Raw genomic sequence first — 18158 nt, 5'->3', positions numbered from 1 at the left:
CCACGTACAGATGAACGTTTCTGCAACCACCGCGCACAAAAGGGCCGGGCCCCCAGAGAGTCTCTGGGGGCCCGGCCCTGAACGCTGCCGACGCCTATGGCGTGCTCACGCCCGTCAGTTGTCGTCCTCGTCGATGAGGAAGCCGCGCATCGGCGACGGAGCCTGCTGCATCGGCGCGGGACCCTGCGGCCGCACCGGCGCCATCGGCTGGGTCATCGCCGGGGACATCTGCTGCTGGCCGCCGTAGGACGGACCGCCGGCGGGCTGGTTGTTGCCGCCCATCGACTGGTTGCCGCCGTAGGACGGGACACCTGCGCCGGCCGGGGCCATCGACGGCGCCGGGGACGGCGGCAGCGAGGCGGTGGCCGGAGTGCGCGGCGGGGCCAGCGAGTCGTCGGCCTGGGTCTCCAGCTGACGCAGCTGCGACTCCAGGTAGGACTTCAGACGCGTGCGGTACTCGCGCTCGAAGCCGCGCAGGTCCTCGACCTTGCGCTCCAGCGTGGCGCGGGCGGACTCCAGCGAGCCCATCGCGACGCGGTGCTTCTCCTGCGCGTCCCGCTCCAGGGCGTCGGCCTTGGCACGGGCGTCACGCTCGAGGCCCTCGGCGCGCGAACGGGCCTCGCCGACGATCTTGTTGGCCTCGGAACGGGCCTCCGCGATCGCCTGGTCGGCGGTCTGCTGCGCAAGGGAGAGGACACGGGCGGCGCTGTCGCCACCGGGGCCCTGACCGGGCTGCGGCATCTGCGGACCGTGGCCGCCCATGGGACCGCCCATCGGGCCACCCATCGGACCCTGACCCATCGGTCCCGGACCCTGCGGACCGCCCTGCGGGCCGTGGCCGCTGGGGCCTGCGGGCAGCTGCGGCGCACCGCCCGGCAGCTGCGGCGGGCCGCCCATCGGGCCGCCCATCTGCTGCTGCGGCGGGACCGGCTGCGGGCCAGATATTGCGGCAGGCACGGGCGCGCCGGGACCGCGCTGGTCCTGGGGCCCGTCGGGGCCCTTGCGCATTCCGCCCTGCTGCTGGTTCTGCGCGGCGGCACGGGTGGCCGCGGCGAGCTTGGCGCGCAGGTCCTCGTTCTCACGGAGGAGACGGGTCAGTTCGGCTTCGACCTCATCGAGGAAGGCATCGACCTCGTCCTCGTCATAGCCTTCTCGGAGGCGGACGGTCGTGAACTGCTTGTTCCGCACGTCCTCGGGGGTCAACGGCATCTCTTCACCTCAACGTAGTCGTCGGCATTCGGCAAGACCGTATCGTTCACACCAACACCGACCTCACAATGGTGATCAGGATGTAGACGATGATCATCAATACGAAGAAGGACAGGTCGAGCGCCACGCCCCCGAGACGCAGCGGCGGAATGAACCGCCGCAGAAGCTTGAGCGGTGGATCAGTGACAGTGTAGGTGGCCTCCAGAACGACCACCATCGCCTTGCCGGGTTGCCATGAGCGGGCGAACTGGAAGACGTAGTCCATGACCAACCGGAAGATCAGCACGACGAGGAAACACATCAACGCGATGTAGAGCACCTGTCCAACAACGCCCATCTTCGCGCTTCCCTCTCCCCATGTATCCGTGCTGCTCGATCCGGTACTGCTACTGCGTCACTTGCGTCTCAGCTCTGGTTGAAGAACCCGCCCTCTGCGATGCGAGCCTTGTCCTCCGCCGTTACATCGACGTTAGCAGGCGACAACAGGAACACCTTCTGCGTCACGCGCTCAATGCTGCCATGCAGACCGAAGACCAGACCGGCGGCAAAGTCGACAAGTCGCTTCGCATCCGTGTCGTCCATCTCGGTCAGATTCATGATCACCGGAGTGCCCTCGCGGAAGTGTTCCCCGATGGTACGGGCCTCGTTGTAGGTCCGGGGGTGCAATGTGGTGATGCGGTAGGGCTCCCGCTCGGACACGACCTTGGGCATGATCACCGGTGCGTTCTTCTCCAGGCTCTGACGTTCAGGTGTGATGGATGCCACGGGGGCGATTCGTGCCGGACGTCCGGATTCCGCGGCCAGCGAGGACGAATGGGCCGCCGGCTCGCGCTGGGCGGGCGGCTGCACCACTCGTACCGATTCGTCCCGTTGAGGCTGATGGGGCTGGTGCGACTGATGCGGCGGTTCATGCCGCCTGCGGTCGCGCTCGGGCTCCGGCTCGGGTTCGAACTCGTCATCGGGGTCGAACCCCGGACCGTCGTACCCATCGTCCTCCACGAGGCCGAGGTAGACCGCCATCTTGCGCATCGCGCCGGCCATGCTCTGAGTCCTCCGCTCTGTGGTGGATCGGCTGTCGTCACCAACTGCCCGCGATCCACGAGGTATCCCCGCCCAACAGCGAGAATGACCATATTTTCTGCTGTGGTCCGACTTCTTGGCGACGTTACCCGAGCCCGGGTCGGACTCCGAGTACCGCCGTACCGACGCGCACATGTGTCGCCCCGGCCGCAACGGCCTGTTCGAGGTCCGCACTCATCCCTGCCGACACCATGTTCGCAGCCGGATGAGCCGCGCGCATGAGGGTTGAGAATTCCATCAACCGCTCGAACGCCGCCTGTTGCCGCCCCGCGTACGGTCCGGTGAGCGGCGCGACGGTCATCAGACCGTCGAGCCGCAGCCCCGGCGCCCCGGCCACGAGGTCGGCCAACTCTTCGATTCCGCCCGGCCCCACGCCCCCGCGCTCGCCCCGGCCGTTCTCCTCCGCGTCGAGCGCGACCTGGATCAGGCAGCCGAGCTCGCGCTCCGCGCGCACCGCTTCCTTCGACAAAGCTGTGACGAGCTTGGGACGATCCACTGACTGCACCAGATCGGCATAACCGACCACGGAACGGACCTTGTTGGTCTGCAACTGACCGACGAAGTGCCAGCTGAGGGGAAGGTCCGTGCACTGGGCCGCCTTCGGTGCCGCGTCCTGGTCGCGGTTCTCCGCGACATGACGCACACCGAGTTCCGACAGGATCCGCACATCGCTCGCGGGGTAGGTCTTCGTGACCACGATCAGGGTCACTTCTTCCCGCTTGCGCCCGGCCGCGGCGCACGCCGCGGCGATGCGCTCCTCGACCTGCGCCAGATTTGCGGCGAGTTGAGACTTACGCTCCGTCATGCCCTATCAGTCCAGCCAGACATAGCCCGCGAGACGACCGGTGGTGCGGTCGCGGCGGTACGAGAAGTGGTCACCGGATTCCAGCGTGCACACCGGCGACTGCTCCCGGTCGCGCACGCCGAGCCGCTCGAGCTGGGCGTGCACCCCGGCGGTCACGTCGACCGCGGGCGTGCCCCAACTCGTCTCGGCGTACGCCGCCGGCTCGACGGCGGCCACGTCGGCGCGCATCGCCTGCGGCACTTCGTAGCAACGCCCGCAGACGGCGGGCCCGGTGCGGGCGACGATGCGGGCCGGGTCCGCGCCCAGCCGCACCATGGCCTCGACGGCGGCGGGAACGACGCCCGCCACCATGCCGGGGCGTCCGGCGTGCGCCGCGGCCGCGACCTTGGCGACCGGATCGGCGAGCAGGACGGGCGTGCAGTCCGCGGTGAGGACGGCGAGGGCGAGGCCCCTGCGGGCGGTCACCACCGCGTCGACGGCCGGGATCTCGGCGTCGGACCCCCAGGGCCCGTCGACCACGGCGACGTCGCGGCCGTGGACCTGGTTCATCCAGACGACCCTGACCGGGTCGATGCCGAGGGACTTGGCGGCCAGCGTGCGGTTGGTCCGCACGGCCTCCGGGTCGTCGCCGACCGCGCCGCCGAGGTTGAGCTCTTCGTACGGAACGGCGCTCACCCCGCCCCACCTGTCGGTGAAGGCGAAGTGCGCGCCGCTCACGGTGCTGTGCTTGCTTATCACTTCAAGAAGTCCGGCACGTCCAGCTCTTCGGCCTGGCTGTCCTGGTAGGGACGGGCCGGCGGGACGTGCGGCGCCGTCGCGGGCGCGGACGGGGCCTCGCTCACCGGGGGTGCCTCCGCGGGCTCCGGCGTCGAGGGCTCCTCGCGCGACGTGACGCTGCCGAGGCCGCCGAAGGCCGGGCGGGACGATTCGGCAGGACGCGTGGGTGCCGCGGGCTCCTCGCGCTTGGCCGATCCTGACGCCGAGCCAAGGACGTTGTCCCGCTTGGACGGTGGCTGTCCGCCGTCGAAGCCCGCCGCGATGACGGTGACCCTGACCTCGTCGCCGAGCGCGTCGTCGATGACCGCGCCGAAGATGATGTTGGCCTCGGGGTGCGCGGCCTCGCTGACCAGTTGGGCCGCTTCGTTGATCTCGAAGAGGCCGAGGTCCGACCCACCGGAGATGGAGAGCAGCACACCGCGGGCGCCGTCGATGGACGCCTCGAGGAGCGGCGAGGAGATCGCCATCTCGGCGGCGGCCACCGCGCGGTCGTCGCCGCGGGCCGAGCCGATGCCCATGAGGGCCGAACCGGCCTCGGACATGACCGACTTGACGTCGGCGAAGTCGAGGTTGATCAGGCCGGGCGTGGTGATGAGGTCGGTGATGCCCTGGACACCGGAGAGCAGGACCTGGTCCGCCGACTTGAAGGCGTCGAGGACCGAGACCTGGCGGTCCGAGATGGACAGGAGCCGGTCGTTGGGGATGACGATGAGGGTGTCGACCTCTTCGCGCAGCTCCGCGATGCCGTCCTCGGCCTGGTTGGCGCGGCGACGGCCCTCGAAGGTGAACGGCCGCGTGACCACACCGATGGTGAGGGCGCCGAGCGAGCGCGCGATGTTGGCGACGACGGGTGCGCCGCCGGTGCCGGTGCCGCCGCCCTCGCCGGCGGTGACGAAGACCATGTCGGCCCCCTTGAGGACCTCCTCGATCTCCTCGCGGTGGTCCTCTGCGGCCTTGCGGCCGACGGCCGGGTTGGCGCCGGCGCCGAGTCCGCGGGTGAGTTCACGGCCGACGTCGAGCTTGACGTCGGCGTCGCTCATCAACAGGGCTTGCGCGTCGGTGTTGATGGCGATGAACTCGACGCCCTTGAGACCGACCTCGATCATCCGGTTGATGGCATTGACACCACCGCCGCCGACACCGATGACTTTGATGACTGCGAGGTAGTTCTGCGGTGCTGCCACGTCGAAGGCCTCTCGCCTCGAGTTACGTGTCGCCGTTTCGCTCTGACGCGATGCGACGACTGATGCCGAATGGGACGGTCCGAACGCCGACCCGAACCCTAACGCTGAAGTTTAGGGTTACCAGTGTGTCTGTTCCCTGGACTCTTCCGAACAGGACACTAAGTCGACAAGTGGCGCACGTTCAACGAACACGCCGAACCTCCCGTTTTTCTTTTCACCCTATGTGATCAGCCGTAGCGCTGCCGAACCAGGGTGCTGGCCTGCGACGATATGCGTCAACTCCCCGCTGACGCAGGGGCGGTGGGAACGCTCACATCGAAGTGCCGTGCCTTGGGTGCCGCTTTCATCAGGGCGGTGAGGGCCGCGGCCTTGGCCCGACCTTTCTCGCCGCTCCCCCACGCGACCGTGCGTCCGTCGCCCAACTCCAGCGAGATGGAGTCGTACGACCGGACCTTGACGTTCCTGGTCCGGTGGGCCACGGACTCGGGCAGGTCGCCGGCGACCCGCACCGCCTCGCGCAGCAGCCGGTCGGCGCCGAACCGGCGCAGGCTGGCCGCGCCGCTCTCCTGATCCGGCGTCAATTCGAGATGCGGTACGCCCTTCGGAGCGCGCTCGACCGTGGCGAATCGCACTCCCTTGGCGTCCACTTCGACGAACTTTCCGCCCTTTTCGATGAGGAGAACCGGCTTACGTTCCGTCACTTTGAGCCCGATTCCGTGCGGCCAGGACCGCACGACGTCAATCGAGTCAATTCGGGGCAATTTCGAGCGGAGGCGGTCTTCGAGGGCGTCAGTGTCGACCGAAATCAGTGGTGCCCCGACGGGGGCGTCGGCCGCTTCGCGCACCTCTTCGGGCGTCAGCACCCGGGTGCCGGACGTCGTCACACGCTCCAGGCGCAGCCACTGCGAGCCGTAGAGCACCCAGACGCCGCCCGCGCCGAGCAGCACCGCGAGGACCAGGCAGATGATCAGGGTGCGCGAACGGGGCAGCCCGAGGCGGCGGGTGCGCTGCGGGCGGGGCGGGCCGGACTTCTGCTGCTGCCGTTCGGCGGTGGTCGGTCCGGCCACGGTCCCCTGCCTTCTCACGCGTTACGGCGTGACGCAATCGCCTCGTACACCATGCCGACCAGAAGCTCGTCGGCGTCCCTGCGGCCGAACTCCGAGGCGGCTCGGGACATCTCGTACAGCCGGTGGGGGTCGGCGAGCACGGGCAGGACGTTGCCCTGGACCCACTCGGGCGTCAGTTCCGCGTCGTCGACCAGCAGTCCGCCGCCCGCCTTGACCACCGGCTGGGCGTTGAGCCGCTGTTCGCCGTTGCCGATCGGCAGCGGGACGTACGCGGCCGGGAGCCCGACGGCGGAGAGTTCGGCGACGGTCATCGCGCCCGCGCGGCAGAGCATCATGTCGGCCGCGGCGTACGCGAGGTCCATCCGGTCCACGTACGGTACCGGGATGTACGGGGGCATCCCCGGCATCTGCTGCACCTGCGGCAATTCGTTCTTCGGGCCGACCGCGTGCAGGATCTGGATGCCCGCACGCTGCAGGACCGGAGCGACCTGCTGGATGACCTCGTTCAGGCGGCGGGCGCCCTGGGAACCGCCGGAGACCAGCAGGGTCGGCAGGTTCGGGTCGAGGCCGAACGCGGCGCGCGCCTCGGGGCGGACCCGGGCCCGGTCGAGCGTGGCGATGGTGTGGCGCAACGGGATGCCGATGTAGCGGGAGTTGCGCAGCTTGCTGTCCGGTGTGGCGACGGCCACCCCGTGCGCGTACCGCGAACCGATCTTGTTGGCCAGGCCGGGGCGCGCGTTGGCCTCGTGCACCACGATCGGCGTCCCGGTCCGCTTGGCCGCGAGGTAGCCGGGCAGGGCGACATAGCCGCCGAAGCCGACCACGCAGTCCGCCTTGGTGCGCTCCAGGATCTGCTCGGCCGCCTTGATGGTGCCGCGCAGCCGTCCCGGGACGGTGATCAGCTCAGGAGTGGGCTTGCGCGGCAGCGGTACGGCCGGGATCAGCGCGAGTTCGTAGCCCCGCTCGGGTACGAGTCGGGTCTCGAGTCCACGCTCCGTGCCCAGGGCCGTGATGCCCACGGTCGGGTCCTGCCTGCGCAGGGCGTCCGCGAGGGCAAGCGCGGGCTCGATGTGGCCGGCGGTCCCCCCACCGGCGAGTACGACATGCACCGAAATTCACCGCTCTCCGGACGAACGCGCCTTGACGCGCCGTCGCATCGTGTTCCATCTCACCCGAGGTTGCCGCATGGCCAGGGCCGCCTTCGCCGCGGGGTCCGATCGCGCGAAGGCGATGAGGAGTCCGATGGCGAACATGGTCGGCAGCAGGGCCGAACCCCCGTAGGAGAACAGCGGGAGCGGGACACCGGCGATCGGCAGCAGACCGAGCACCGCACCGATGTTGACCACGGCCTGGGCCGTGATCCAGGTGGTCACACCTCCCGCGGCATACCTCACGAAGGGGTCCTCCGTGCGTCCGGCCACGCGGATACCCGCATAGCCTAGAGCCGCGAACAGAGCGAGCACCGACAGTGTCCCTGCCAGGCCGAGTTCCTCCCCCGTGATGGCGAAGATGAAGTCGGTGTGCGGTTCAGGCAGTTGACCCCATTTTTCCACACTCGCGCCGAGACCGGAACCGAAGAATCCGCCGGAGGCCAGGGCATAGATGCCGTGCACGGCCTGCCAGCACTGGTCCCCGGGGCCCGGATCCGTGGCGCCGATGCACGCCAGCCTGGCCATGCGGTTGGGGCTGGTCTTGATGAGAATCACACCGAGCACGGCCGCGACGCCGAGCACGCCGGCGAAGAGCCGTGTCGGCGCCCCCGCGAGCCACAGCAGTCCGAAAAGGATCGCCGTGAGGATGATCGCCGTCCCCATGTCGCCGCCGAGCATGATGAGTCCGAGCAGCATGAAGGCGACCGGGACGAGCGGCACCAGCATGTGTTTCCACTGGGTCAACAGCCGCTTGTCGTGTTTACGCGCGAGCAGGTCGGCGCCCCACAGGACGAGGGCGAGCTTGCCGAACTCACTGGGCTGCAGCTGGAACGGGCCGCCCAGGTAGATCCAGTTCTGGTTGCCGTTGACGCTGCGCCCTATCCCCGGGATCTGCACGAGGACCATCAGGAAGACGGTCACCGCGAGCATCGGGTAGGCGAGCGCGCGGTGCAGCTTGATGGGCATCCGCATGGCGACGAGCAGCAGGATCGCGCCGAGCACGGCGGCCACGAACTGCTTGCGGAAGAAGTACGAGGCGGGCAGGTCCAGCTGCAGCGCCTGGATCATCGACGCCGAGTAGACCATCACCAGGCCCAGCACCGTGATCAGCAGACTGCTGCCAAAGATGAGGTAGTACGCGGTGAGCGGCCTGTCCCACGCCCGGCGAGCCCTGGTGTAGAGCCGCCGGGGCCCGCTCTCGCCCGGAGGGTGGGAGGCACCTCTGGCGCGTACCGGAGCCGGTCGTCTGGCGACCCGCACGGAAGACCTGGCCACGTTCCCCTCCCAAGGGTGTGCCCGGCGCCCCGCCGGACAGAAAGCCCGGTCAGGCGCTTGTGGAGCCGAGTTCGCGGACGGCGTCCGCGAACGCTTCACCACGCTTGTTGTAGTTGGTGAACATGTCCATCGACGCACAGGCCGGAGCCATCAGGACGGTGTCCCCCGGCTGAGCCAGCTCCGCCGCACGCCGTACCGCCTCGGACATCGCACCAGTGTCGGTGCGGTCGAGGTCGACGACCGGGACCTCGGGCGCGTGTCGCGCGAGGGCTTCGCGGATCAGCTCGCGGTCGGCGCCGATCAGGACGGCGCCGCGCAGCCGCTTCGCCGCGGTGCCCACGAGCTCGTCGAAGGTGGCGCCCTTGGCGAGCCCGCCCGCGATCCAGACGATCGACTCGTACGCCGCCAACGACGCCTGCGCGGCGTGGGTGTTGGTGGCCTTGGAGTCGTCGACGTACGCGACACCGGCCACGTCGGCGACGTGCTCGATGCGGTGGGCGTCCGGGCGGAAGGCGCGCAGGCCCTCGCGCACGGCCGTCGCCCGCACGCCGAAGGCGCGCGCGAGGGCCGCCGCGGCCAGCGCGTTGGCGATGTTGTGCGGAGCGGGCGGCTGGACGTCGGAGATCTCGGCGAGCTCCTGGGCCTGCTTCTGGCGGTCCGGCACGAAGGCACGGTCGACCAGGATGCCGTCCACGACGCCCAGTTGCGAGGGCGCGGGCGCGTTCAGCGTGAATCCGATGGCGCGGCAGCCCTCTTCGACGTCGGCCTCGCGGACCAGGTCCTCGGTGGCCTTGTCGGACACGTTGTAGACGCAGGCGACCCGGTTGCCCTCGTAGATGCGGCCCTTGTCGGCGGCGTACGCCTCCATGGAGCCGTGCCAGTCGAGGTGGTCGGGCGCGAGGTTCAGGACCGTCGCGGAGTGGGCGCGCAGGGAGGGCGCCCAGTGCAGCTGGTACGAGGACAGCTCGACGGCGAGCACGTCGTACGCGTCGTCGCCCTCCAGGACCACGTCCACGATCGGGGTGCCGATGTTGCCGACGGCGGCCGTGCGCAGCCCCTCCGCCGTCAGGATCGAGGCGAGCATCTGCGTGGTCGTGGTCTTGCCGTTGGTGCCCGTGACGGCGAGCCAGGGAGCGGCGTCCGGGCCGCGCAGGCGCCAGGCGATCTCGACGTCTCCGACGACGTCCACGCCCGCGGCGGCGGCCGCGGCGAAGAGCGGCGACGACGGCTTCCAGCCGGGCGAGGTGACCACCAGGTCGGTGCCCTCGGGAAGCGTTTCCGCGTCTCCCAGGCGTACGGAGATGCCGTCGCCCTCAAGAGAGGCGGCGCGCTCCCTGTGTGCCTCGCCGGAGCCGCCGTCCACGACGGTCACCGTCGCGCCGAGGCCGGCCAGGGCGCGGGCGGCGCTGATGCCGCTCACGCCGAGACCGGCGACGGTGACGTTCCTGCCCTGCCAGTCGGACGCTGTGGTCACTTTTCGGCTGCCCATCCCGCGTAGAAGAGACCGAGGCCGACGATCACGCACATGCCCTGGATGATCCAGAAGCGGACCACCACAAGGACCTCGGACCACCCCTTGAGTTCGAAGTGGTGCTGCAGTGGCGCCATGCGGAAGACGCGCTTGCCGGTGAGGCGGAACGAACCGACCTGGATGACGACCGACATGGTGATCAGGACGAAGAGGCCGCCGAGCAGCGCGAGGAGCAGCTCCGTGCGGGAGCAGATCGCGAGGCCGGCGAGCGCGCCGCCGAGGGCGAGCGAACCGGTGTCACCCATGAAGATCTTGGCGGGCGAGGTGTTCCACCACAGGAAGCCGAAACAGGCGCCCATCAGGGCGGAGGCCACGACCGCGAGGTCGAGCGGGTCCCTGACCTCGTAGCAGGCCTGCGGGTTGATCAGCGTCGCCGAGTTGGCGCAGGACTCCTGGTACTGCCAGACACCGATGAAGGTGTAGGCGCCGAAGACCATCACGGAGGCGCCGGTGGCGAGGCCGTCCAGACCGTCGGTGAGGTTCACGCCGTTCGACATCGCGAGGATCATGAACAGCGCCCAGACCACGAACAGGACCGGGCCGATAGACCAGCCGAAGTCCGTGACGAACGACAGCTTGGTGGAGGCCGGCGTCTGGTTGCGGTTGTCCGGCCAGTTGAGCGCCATCACGGCGAAGCCGATGCCGACGATCAGCTGGCCGAGCATCTTCGCCTTGGCGCGCAGACCCAGCGAGCGCTGCTTGACGATCTTGATGTAGTCGTCGAGGAAGCCGACGAGGCCCATGCCCGCCATCAGGAAGAGCACCAGGAGACCGGAGAGCGTGGTCTCCGTGCCGGTGAGGATCTTCGTGAGGAAGTACGCGATGAGCGTGGCCAGGATGAAGGCGATGCCGCCCATGGTCGGCGTACCGCGCTTGCTGTGGTGCTCGCGCGGGCCGTCGTCCCGGATGAACTGGCCATAACCCTTGCGGGCCAGGAGCTTGATCAGCAGCGGGGTGCCGACCAGGGTCAGGAAGAGCCCGATCACACCCGCGAAGAGGATCTGCCTCATCGGCCGGAGACCTGCCCCTCAGAAGACACCGCGGCGTCGTCGAGCAGCGCCGTGGCGACCCGCTCGAGACCGACCGATCTGGACGCCTTCACCAGTACGACGTCTCCCGCGCGCAGCTCGCTGCGCAGCAGGTCGATCGCCGCCTGTGCGTCGGACACGTGCACCGACTCCTCACCCCACGAACCCTCGTTGTATGCGCCCAGTTGGAGCCAGGACGCTTCCCTGCCCCCGACTGCCACGAGCTTGCTCACGTTGAGCCGGACGGCAAGGCGTCCGACCGCGTCGTGCTCGGCGAGACCCTCGTCCCCGAGCTCGGCCATCTGCCCGAGCACCGCCCACGTACGACGCCCCTTGCCCATGGCCACGAGCGCGCGCAGCGCCGCTCGCATGGACTCGGGGTTCGCGTTGTAGGCGTCGTTGACGACCGTCACACCGTCCGGGCGCTCGGTGACCTCCATCCGCCAGCGGGACAGCGTGCCCGCCTCGGAGAGCGCGAGGGCGATCTCGTCCACGGACATGCCCAGCTCATGGGCGACGGCGGCCGCGGCAAGCGCGTTCGACACGTGGTGCTCACCGTACAGCCGCAACGTCACGTCGCTGCACCCGGAGGGTGTGTGCAGCGTAAAAGCAGGCTGTCCGTTCTCTGTGAGCCGGACATTTTCGGCCCGTACGTCGGCGTCCTCGGACTCTCCGAAGAGGAGCACGCGGGCCTTCGTACGCGAGGCCATCGCGCGCACGAGCGGGTCGTCGGCGTTGAGGATCGCGGCGCCGTCGTCGGGCAGCGACTCCACCAACTCGCCCTTCGCTTCCGCGATCTTCTCGCGTCCGCCGAACTCGCCGATGTGGGCGGTGCCGACGTTCAGGACGAGGCCGATCCTCGGCGGCGTGAGACCGGTGAGGTACCGGATGTGGCCGATTCCGCGCGCTCCCATTTCGAGCACGAGGAACTTCGTCTCGTCGGTGGCGCTGAGCGCGGTCAGCGGCAGCCCGATCTCGTTGTTGAGCGAGCCCGGCGTCCAGACGGTGGGCGCGTGGCGGCGAAGGACCTGGGCGAGCAGGTCCTTGGAGCTGGTCTTGCCGACGGAGCCGGTCAGCGCCACCAGGGTCGCGCCGAGCCGCTCCACGACGTGGCGCGCGAGGGCGCCGAGCGCCGTCTGCACGTCGTCGACGACGATGGCGGGCACCCCGACGGGCCGCGACGCGAGCACGGCGACCGCGCCCTTGGCGACCACGTCGGCCGCGTAGTCGTGGCCGTCGACGCGCTCGCCGACGAAGGCGACGAAGAGGCTGCCGGGCTCCACCTCACGGGAGTCCCGGACGACGGATCCGGTGACCTGGACGGCCGGATCCGGTATGTCGTACGTCTGCCCGCCGACGACGGTGGCGATCTCGGCGAGGGAGAGGGCGATCACAACTTCATCCCTGGGTTTGCTGGATAGCTTCGCGAAGCACCTGGCGGTCGTCGAAGGGACGCACCACCCCGGCGATGTCCTGCCCCTGCTCGTGGCCCTTGCCCGCGACCAGGACGGTGTCGCCCGGGCCAGCGTGGGCGACGACAGCTCGGATGGCGGCGGCGCGGTCCTCGAAGACGGCGACCTCGCCGCGCTCGTGGGCCGGCACGTCGGCGGCGCCGGCGAGCATCGTGGCGAGGATCGCGAGGGGGTCCTCGCCACGGGGGTTGTCGGAGGTCAGTACGGCGGTGTCGGCGAGGCGGGCCGCGGCCGCGCCCATCGGCATCCGCTTGGTCTTGTCGCGGTCGCCGCCGCAGCCGAGCACGATGTGCAGCTTGCCCTCGGTGACCTTGCGCAGCGCGCGCAGGACCGATTCGACGGCGTCCGTCTTGTGGGCGTAGTCGACGACGGCGAGGTAGGGCTGGCCGACGTCGACGCGCTCCAGGCGGCCGGGCACGCCGGGCACCGCGGCGACGCCGTCGGCGGCCTGCTGCGGGTCGATGCCCGCGACGGCCAGCGAGACGATCGCGGCGAGGGTGTTGGCGACGTTGAAGGGGCCCGCGAGCGGCGACGTGGCGGTGATCCGCTCGCCCTTGGGACCGACCGCGACGAACGTCGAGTCGAGCGGCCCGACCTCGACGTCCTCGGCACGCCAGTCGGCGTCGGGGTGGCCCTCGGCGGAGAAGGTGGTGACGGGGACCTCGGACTCGGTCACGAGCCGGCGGCCGTACTCGTCGTCGAAGTTGACCACGCCGACCCGGGAGCGCCGCTTGGTGAACAGCTGCGCCTTGGCCTGGAAGTAGTCCTCCATGTCGGAGTGGAACTCCATGTGCTCCGGGCTGAGGTTGTTGAAGACGGCGACGTCGAAGACGCAGCCGTCCACCCGCCCGAGCACCAGCGCGTGGCTGGAGACCTCCATGGCGACCGCCTCGACGCCGCGCTCGCGCATCACCGCGAACAGCGCCTGCAGGTCGGTGGCTTCGGGGGTCGTGCGCTCCGACTTGATGCGCTCGTCGCCGATGCGCATCTCGACCGTGCCGATGAGGCCGGTCGCGCGGACGCGCTTGAGACCGCCCTCGATGAGGTACGCGGTCGTGGTCTTCCCGGAGGTGCCGGTGATGCCGATCTGGAGGAGGTCGCGGCCGGGGTGGCCGTAGACCGTCGCCGCCAGCTCGCCCATGCTTCCGCGCGGGTCGTCGACGACCAGGACCGGCAGGCCGGTCGCGGCCGCGCGCTCGGCGCCGGTCGGGTCGGTGAGCACCGCGGCGGCACCGAGGTCGGCGGCCTGCGCGACGAAGTCGGCGCCGTGCAGCCGGGCGCCGGGCAGGGCGGCGTAGATGTCGCCGGGGCGCACCGCGCGCGAGTCGTGCGTGATGCCCGTGATCTCCGCGCTGCCCGGGACGGCGACGCCCAGCTGGCCCGCGAGCTCCGTCAGTGAGGTCGCGGAGACCTGGTCCGGCCGCGGCGGTCCCGGATAGGTCACGGGAACGCCCTTCTGGGTGGTTTGGGACTGATCAGCGTGTGGCACGGCGGTGAGCGTACCGGGCGTACCCCTCTCGGAGCGAAGTGAGGGGCGTGGCGAGGGGTGGTTCCCCGTGCCGGGCGTGATGGTTGTCACGGGCTGTTCCTGGTGGGTCTCAGGGCTTGAAGGTCACCGGAAGGCGGGCCGGGGTGCTTCCGGTGGGCGGGACTTGGAGCGTCTTGAGGGCGAACTCCATGACCTCCTTGTAGATGGGTCCGCAGATCTGCCCGCCGAAGTAGCTGCCCTTGGTGGCGTTCTGGATGGCGCAGTAGACGGTGACGCGCGGCTTGTCCGCGGGCGCGAAGCCGGCGAAGGACGAGGTGTAGCCCTTGTAGCGGCCGGTGGCCGGGTCGACCCGGTTGGCCGTGCCGGTCTTGCCCGCGACGCGGTAGCCCGGGATGCGGGCCTTGGTGCCGGTGCCCTCTTCGTCGTCGACGACGGATTCGAGCATCTGCGACACGGTCTTCGCGGTCTTGTCGCTCACCACCCGGGTCTTCTTCGGCTTGGGCGCGGGCGTGAAGCGGCCGTCGGGGCCCTTCGTGCCGCGCACCAGCGTGGGCTCGATGCGTACGCCGCCGTTGGCGATGGTCGAGTAGACCGAGGTCGCCTGCATGGCGTTGATCGAGACGCCCTGGCCGAACGGGATCGTGAACTGCTGCGAGGTGGACCACTTGGCGGGGGGCGCGAGGATTCCGGACGTCTCGCCGGGGAAGTCGAGCCCGGTCTCCTTGCCGATGCCGAACTTGCGCAGATACGAGTAGAGGGACTCGTTGGCCTCCTTCTGCGTCCTGCCCAGTTCGCCGGTGGCGAGGATCGTGCCGATGTTGGAGGACTTGGCGAGCACGCCGTTGAGCGTCAGGTGCCAGGTCGGGTGGTCGATGTCGTCCTGGAAGAGGCGGTCGCCGCGGTGCAGCCGGTTGGGCACCGTGACGTGCGTGCCGGGCGTGGCCGCGTTCTCCTCGAGGACGGCGGCCATCGACATGACCTTGGCGGTGGAGCCGGGCTCGAAGGCGTCCTGGAGCGCGGCGTTGCCGAGGGCGGCGCCGTTGGCCTGCGAGAGGTCGTTCGGGTCGAAGCCGGGGGCGTTGGCCATCGCGAGGACCTCGCCGGTCTGCGTGTCCTGCACTATCACGTAGCCGCGGTCGGCCTTGGACTTCTTGACCTGCTCGCTGATGGCGTTCTGCGCGGCCCACTGGATGTCGCGGTCGATGGTGAGCTCGACGTCGGAGCCGGGCACGGCGGGCGTCTCCGTGGAGCCCGCGGTCGGCACGCGGCGCCCGCCCGACTGGGCGTAGCGGATCTTGCCGTCCTCGCCGGCCAGCTGCTTGTCGAGCTGCTGCTCCAGGCCGCCCGCGCCCTTGCCGTCGGCGTTGACCCAGCCCAGTATCCCGGCGCCCAGGTCGTCGTTCGGATAGACCCGCTTGCTGCTGGGGTCGGCGAGGACGCCGGCAAGGACGTTCGGGGACTTCGGGTCCGTGCCCGCCTTCTCGGCGAGCGCGCCGCGCAGGTCCTTGATCTGCTTCCAGACCTGGGGGGTCTGGCGGCGGGCGAGAAGGACGTAGCGGGTGTCGGGGGTCTTGAGCTTCTTCGTCAGCTCCTCGACGTCCTTGCCGAGGATCGGCGCGAGGAGCGCGGCCGCCTGCTCGGGCGCGTCCTTGGTCTTGGTCTCCTTCGGCGTGAACAGCGTGGGGTCGGCCGTGATGTCGTACGCGTCCACGCTCGCGGCCAGCTCGACGCCGCCGCGGTCGGTGATGCGCCCGCGCTCGGCCGCCAGGGTGTGCGTGAAGTAGCGGTTCTTCTCGGCCTTGGCGGCGTACGCGCTCGCGTCGACGGCCTGCACCTGGAGCAGCCGCACGACGAAGGCCAGCATCACCAGGGTCAGTCCGAGGCTGACCATGCGCAGACGCGGCCGCGGGCTGCCCAGGCGGATGGTGCGGGCCTTGCCCTTGGCGGCGGGGCGGCGGCCTGCGGGGCGCCCGCCGGACGACGGGCGCCGGGGCGCGCCGGGCCGTGCGGGGCGCGCGGGCCTCGCGGGTCCTGGCACCCTGCGCCGCGGGGGTTGCCTTTCGGACACTTACGTCACCTGCCGGAGGTCGTCGTGGGGCCGGGCACCGCGCCCTGCGCGGTGGGGCGCTGCGGGGCGGCGGGGGTGGTACGGGCGGGCTTCGTGGGCTGCGTGGTCGGCTCCGCGGCGGGGCTCGCCGGGGCGGGGGGCCTGGGCGACGCGGGAGGCGGCTCGGGGGCGGGAACGGCGGGCGCCGGGGAGGCCGCCTCCTGCGGGCGCGGCGCGGGCTGCCGCAGCGACGAGGGCCGGGCCGCGACGCCGGGCACGCCGCGCACGGTCCCGTCGGGGTTCAGGAAGGCCGGGTCGCCGCCGGGGACCATGCCGAGCTCGCGGGCGCGGCGCTGGAGGGCGTCGGGCGCGGCATAGCCGTCCACGTCGCGCTGGAGCTCCTGCTCCTCCTCGGTGAGCTCCTTCGTCTCCTTCTTGAGCTCGCTCAGCTGGAACGAGCCCTCGTTCAGGGAGGAGTTCAGGATGAGCAGCGTGATCAGGCCACCGCCGAGGAGCAGCACGACGAGCAGGACGAAGGGCGTGCGCGCGGCCTGCGTCGGCCCCTGTGGCAGCAGCCGCGCGAGGCGGGCGGCCCTCCCCCTCAGCTCGGGCTTCTTGCTCATGGAGCCTCCTCGCGGACTCTGATCAGCGGGTTCTGCTCAGCTGGTTCTGCTCAGCGGACGATGCTCAGGAGCCGGTGCGCGGGCGGCGGCCCGCCCGACGGCTCACTCGACGTCTTCGCGGACGCGCTGGGCGCCCCGCAGCCGGGCCGGTGCCGCCCTGCGGTTCTCGGCGACCTCTTCCTCGGTGGGCAGTTCGGCACCGCGGGTCAGAAGCTTGAGCCGCGGCTGGTAGCGCTCGGGGACGACGGGCAGGCCGGGCGGCGCCGTCGTCGCGGCACCGGCCGCGAACACCTGCTTGACCAGGCGGTCCTCCAGCGAGTGGTACGACAGGACGGCGATCCTGCCGCCGACGGCGAGCGCCTTGACGGCCGCGGGGATGGCCCGCTCCAGGACACTCAGCTCGCCGTTGACCTCGATGCGCAGGGCCTGGAAGGTGCGCTTGGCGGGGTTGCCGCCGGTGCGCTTGGCGGCCTGCGGCAGGGAGTCGCGGATGAGTTCGACGAGCCGCGCGCTGTTACTGAACGGCTCCTTCTCGCGCTCGCGCACGACGGCGCTCACGATGCGCTTGGCCTGCTTCTCCTCGCCGTACGCCCGCAGGATCCTGACCAGTTCGCCGGGTGCGTACGTGTTGAGGACCTCGGCCGCGCTGATGCCGGTCGTCTGGTCCATGCGCATGTCCAGGGGGGCGTCCTGGGCGTACGCGAACCCCCGGTCCGCCTCGTCGAGTTGCATGGAGGAGACGCCGAGGTCGAACAGGACGCCCTGGACGCGCGGGACGTCGAGGCGCTCGAGTACGTCGGGCAGTTCGTCGTAGACGGCGTGCACCAGGGTGGCCCGGTCGCCGTAGGGGGCGAGCCGTTCGCCGGACAGGCGCAGCGCTTCCTTGTCGCGGTCGAGGGCGATGAGCCGCGCCGACGGGAACGTGGACAGGAGCGCCTCGCTGTGGCCGCCGAGACCGAGGGTGCAGTCGACGACGACCGCTCCCGGCTCGGCGAGTGCGGGGGCCAACATGTCCAGGCACCGCTGGAGCATCACCGGGACGTGTCGGCTGTTGTCGCTCAAAGGGCCCTCTCAGGTCCGGCGCGGCGTTCGTACGCACTGCCGGGTCCCCGCCCGCTCTGTGAAGGGGAATGGCCTGCTGGCGCCGGGGAAGTGGCGTCAGCCGACCGGGAGCGGGAGGAGGCCGAGCCGTACGTACGCGCCGCGCACGTGGGGGGATTCAGAAAATCTCCGTGATGTGCAGTCCGCAGGGAGCAGGTCACCTCTCCCGCTTCGCGCCACTTTAGTCCACGCTGTCGCCCGGTCAATCAACCGGCCTGCGCGTCGCAGACGGGTCCGGGGCGGGGGTGCGAAACCGGCGGAGTCACCCGTCCGGCCGCAGCCTCGGCACTCCTGTGGGTTACCTCACAACAAGAGTCTT

Annotated in this window: 16 protein-coding genes; all 16 read right to left on the bottom strand. The window is 70.4% G+C overall.

All coding sequences use genetic code 11. From position 1 onward, the window contains the following. Window positions 1–114: 114 nt before the first annotated feature. Window positions 115–1209, bottom strand: a complete 1095-nt coding sequence (locus ACZ4D5_RS06185) for a DivIVA domain-containing protein (RefSeq protein WP_467771134.1) — start codon at window positions 1207–1209, stop codon at window positions 115–117. Between the two features lie 46 nt (window positions 1210–1255). Then, window positions 1256–1546 carry a YggT family protein gene (locus ACZ4D5_RS06180; RefSeq protein WP_467771133.1) on the bottom strand — a complete coding sequence of 97 codons (291 nt, stop codon included), beginning with the start codon at window positions 1544–1546 and terminating at the stop codon, window positions 1256–1258. A gap of 68 nt (window positions 1547–1614) precedes the next feature. Continuing rightward, window positions 1615–2250: a cell division protein SepF gene (locus ACZ4D5_RS06175; RefSeq protein WP_055699897.1), complete on the bottom strand. Its 636-nt coding sequence runs from the start codon at window positions 2248–2250 to the stop codon at window positions 1615–1617. Window positions 2251–2374: 124 nt separating this feature from the next. Then, window positions 2375–3094, bottom strand: coding sequence for a YggS family pyridoxal phosphate-dependent enzyme (locus ACZ4D5_RS06170; RefSeq protein WP_467771132.1), 720 nt, complete (start codon window positions 3092–3094; stop codon window positions 2375–2377). A 6-nt stretch (window positions 3095–3100) separates the two neighbouring features. Continuing rightward, the gene (pgeF, locus tag ACZ4D5_RS06165; protein WP_467771131.1) at window positions 3101–3811 is read right to left on the bottom strand and encodes a peptidoglycan editing factor PgeF; all 711 of its coding nucleotides are present in this window, start codon (window positions 3809–3811) and stop codon (window positions 3101–3103) included. A gap of 17 nt (window positions 3812–3828) precedes the next feature. Beyond that, window positions 3829–5055: a cell division protein FtsZ gene (gene ftsZ / locus ACZ4D5_RS06160; RefSeq protein WP_467771130.1), complete on the bottom strand. Its 1227-nt coding sequence runs from the start codon at window positions 5053–5055 to the stop codon at window positions 3829–3831. A gap of 275 nt (window positions 5056–5330) precedes the next feature. Beyond that, complete coding sequence (locus ACZ4D5_RS06155; protein ID WP_467771129.1) at window positions 5331–6122, bottom strand: cell division protein FtsQ/DivIB; 792 nt, start codon at window positions 6120–6122, stop codon at window positions 5331–5333. 14 nt (window positions 6123–6136) lie between these two features. Next, on the bottom strand, window positions 6137–7231 hold the full coding sequence (gene murG / locus ACZ4D5_RS06150) for an undecaprenyldiphospho-muramoylpentapeptide beta-N-acetylglucosaminyltransferase (RefSeq protein ID WP_362340641.1): 1095 nt from the start codon (window positions 7229–7231) through the stop codon (window positions 6137–6139). A gap of 6 nt (window positions 7232–7237) precedes the next feature. Beyond that, a complete protein-coding gene (gene ftsW / locus ACZ4D5_RS06145) occupies window positions 7238–8548 on the bottom strand; it encodes a putative lipid II flippase FtsW (protein ID WP_467771128.1) in 1311 nt (436 codons plus the stop codon). A gap of 49 nt (window positions 8549–8597) precedes the next feature. After that, complete coding sequence (gene murD, locus ACZ4D5_RS06140; RefSeq protein WP_467771127.1) at window positions 8598–10037, bottom strand: UDP-N-acetylmuramoyl-L-alanine--D-glutamate ligase; 1440 nt, start codon at window positions 10035–10037, stop codon at window positions 8598–8600. Then, on the bottom strand, window positions 10019–11089 hold the full coding sequence (gene mraY, locus ACZ4D5_RS06135; RefSeq protein WP_362340636.1) for a phospho-N-acetylmuramoyl-pentapeptide-transferase: 1071 nt from the start codon (window positions 11087–11089) through the stop codon (window positions 10019–10021). The genes murD and mraY overlap by 19 nt, the downstream gene beginning before the upstream one ends. Next, window positions 11086–12501: a UDP-N-acetylmuramoyl-tripeptide--D-alanyl-D-alanine ligase gene (locus tag ACZ4D5_RS06130; RefSeq protein ID WP_467771126.1), complete on the bottom strand. Its 1416-nt coding sequence runs from the start codon at window positions 12499–12501 to the stop codon at window positions 11086–11088. Before ACZ4D5_RS06130 ends, mraY begins: the two co-directional genes overlap by 4 nt. Before the next feature lie 4 nt (window positions 12502–12505). Next, window positions 12506–14158, bottom strand: a complete 1653-nt coding sequence (locus ACZ4D5_RS06125; protein WP_467771125.1) for a UDP-N-acetylmuramoyl-L-alanyl-D-glutamate--2,6-diaminopimelate ligase — start codon at window positions 14156–14158, stop codon at window positions 12506–12508. A 19-nt stretch (window positions 14159–14177) separates the two neighbouring features. Beyond that, entirely contained in the window at window positions 14178–16136 is a 1959-nt protein-coding gene (locus tag ACZ4D5_RS06120; protein WP_467771124.1) for a peptidoglycan D,D-transpeptidase FtsI family protein, read from the bottom strand. Window positions 16137–16141: 5 nt separating this feature from the next. Beyond that, window positions 16142–16738 (bottom strand): cell division protein FtsL, encoded by a 597-nt coding sequence (gene ftsL, locus ACZ4D5_RS06115; protein WP_467771123.1) that lies wholly within the window; start codon window positions 16736–16738, stop codon window positions 16142–16144. Between the two features lie 102 nt (window positions 16739–16840). Then, a complete protein-coding gene (gene rsmH / locus ACZ4D5_RS06110; RefSeq protein ID WP_467771122.1) occupies window positions 16841–17800 on the bottom strand; it encodes a 16S rRNA (cytosine(1402)-N(4))-methyltransferase RsmH in 960 nt (319 codons plus the stop codon). Between the last annotated feature and the right edge of the window lie 358 nt (window positions 17801–18158).

Source organism: Streptomyces sp. NPDC025651 (assembly GCF_055558735.1).
Note: the sequence above shows the minus strand (reverse complement) of the source record. Positions and strands in the feature narration are given on the sequence as shown.

Bases quoted from the DNA above. Each gene is read 5' to 3' on its own strand.
- mraY (WP_362340636.1), bottom strand. From the start codon at position 11,089: ATGAGGCAGATCCTCTTCGCGGGTGTGATCGGGCTCTTCCTGACCCTG.
- ACZ4D5_RS06175 (WP_055699897.1), bottom strand. From the start codon at position 2,250: ATGGCCGGCGCGATGCGCAAGATGGCGGTCTACCTCGGCCTCGTGGAG.
- murD (WP_467771127.1), bottom strand. From the start codon at position 10,037: ATGGGCAGCCGAAAAGTGACCACAGCGTCCGACTGGCAGGGCAGGAAC.
- ftsL (WP_467771123.1), bottom strand. From the start codon at position 16,738: ATGAGCAAGAAGCCCGAGCTGAGGGGGAGGGCCGCCCGCCTCGCGCGG.
- ACZ4D5_RS06170 (WP_467771132.1), bottom strand. From the start codon at position 3,094: ATGACGGAGCGTAAGTCTCAACTCGCCGCAAATCTGGCGCAGGTCGAG.
- ACZ4D5_RS06180 (WP_467771133.1), bottom strand. From the start codon at position 1,546: ATGGGCGTTGTTGGACAGGTGCTCTACATCGCGTTGATGTGTTTCCTC.
- ACZ4D5_RS06185 (WP_467771134.1), bottom strand. From the start codon at position 1,209: ATGCCGTTGACCCCCGAGGACGTGCGGAACAAGCAGTTCACGACCGTC.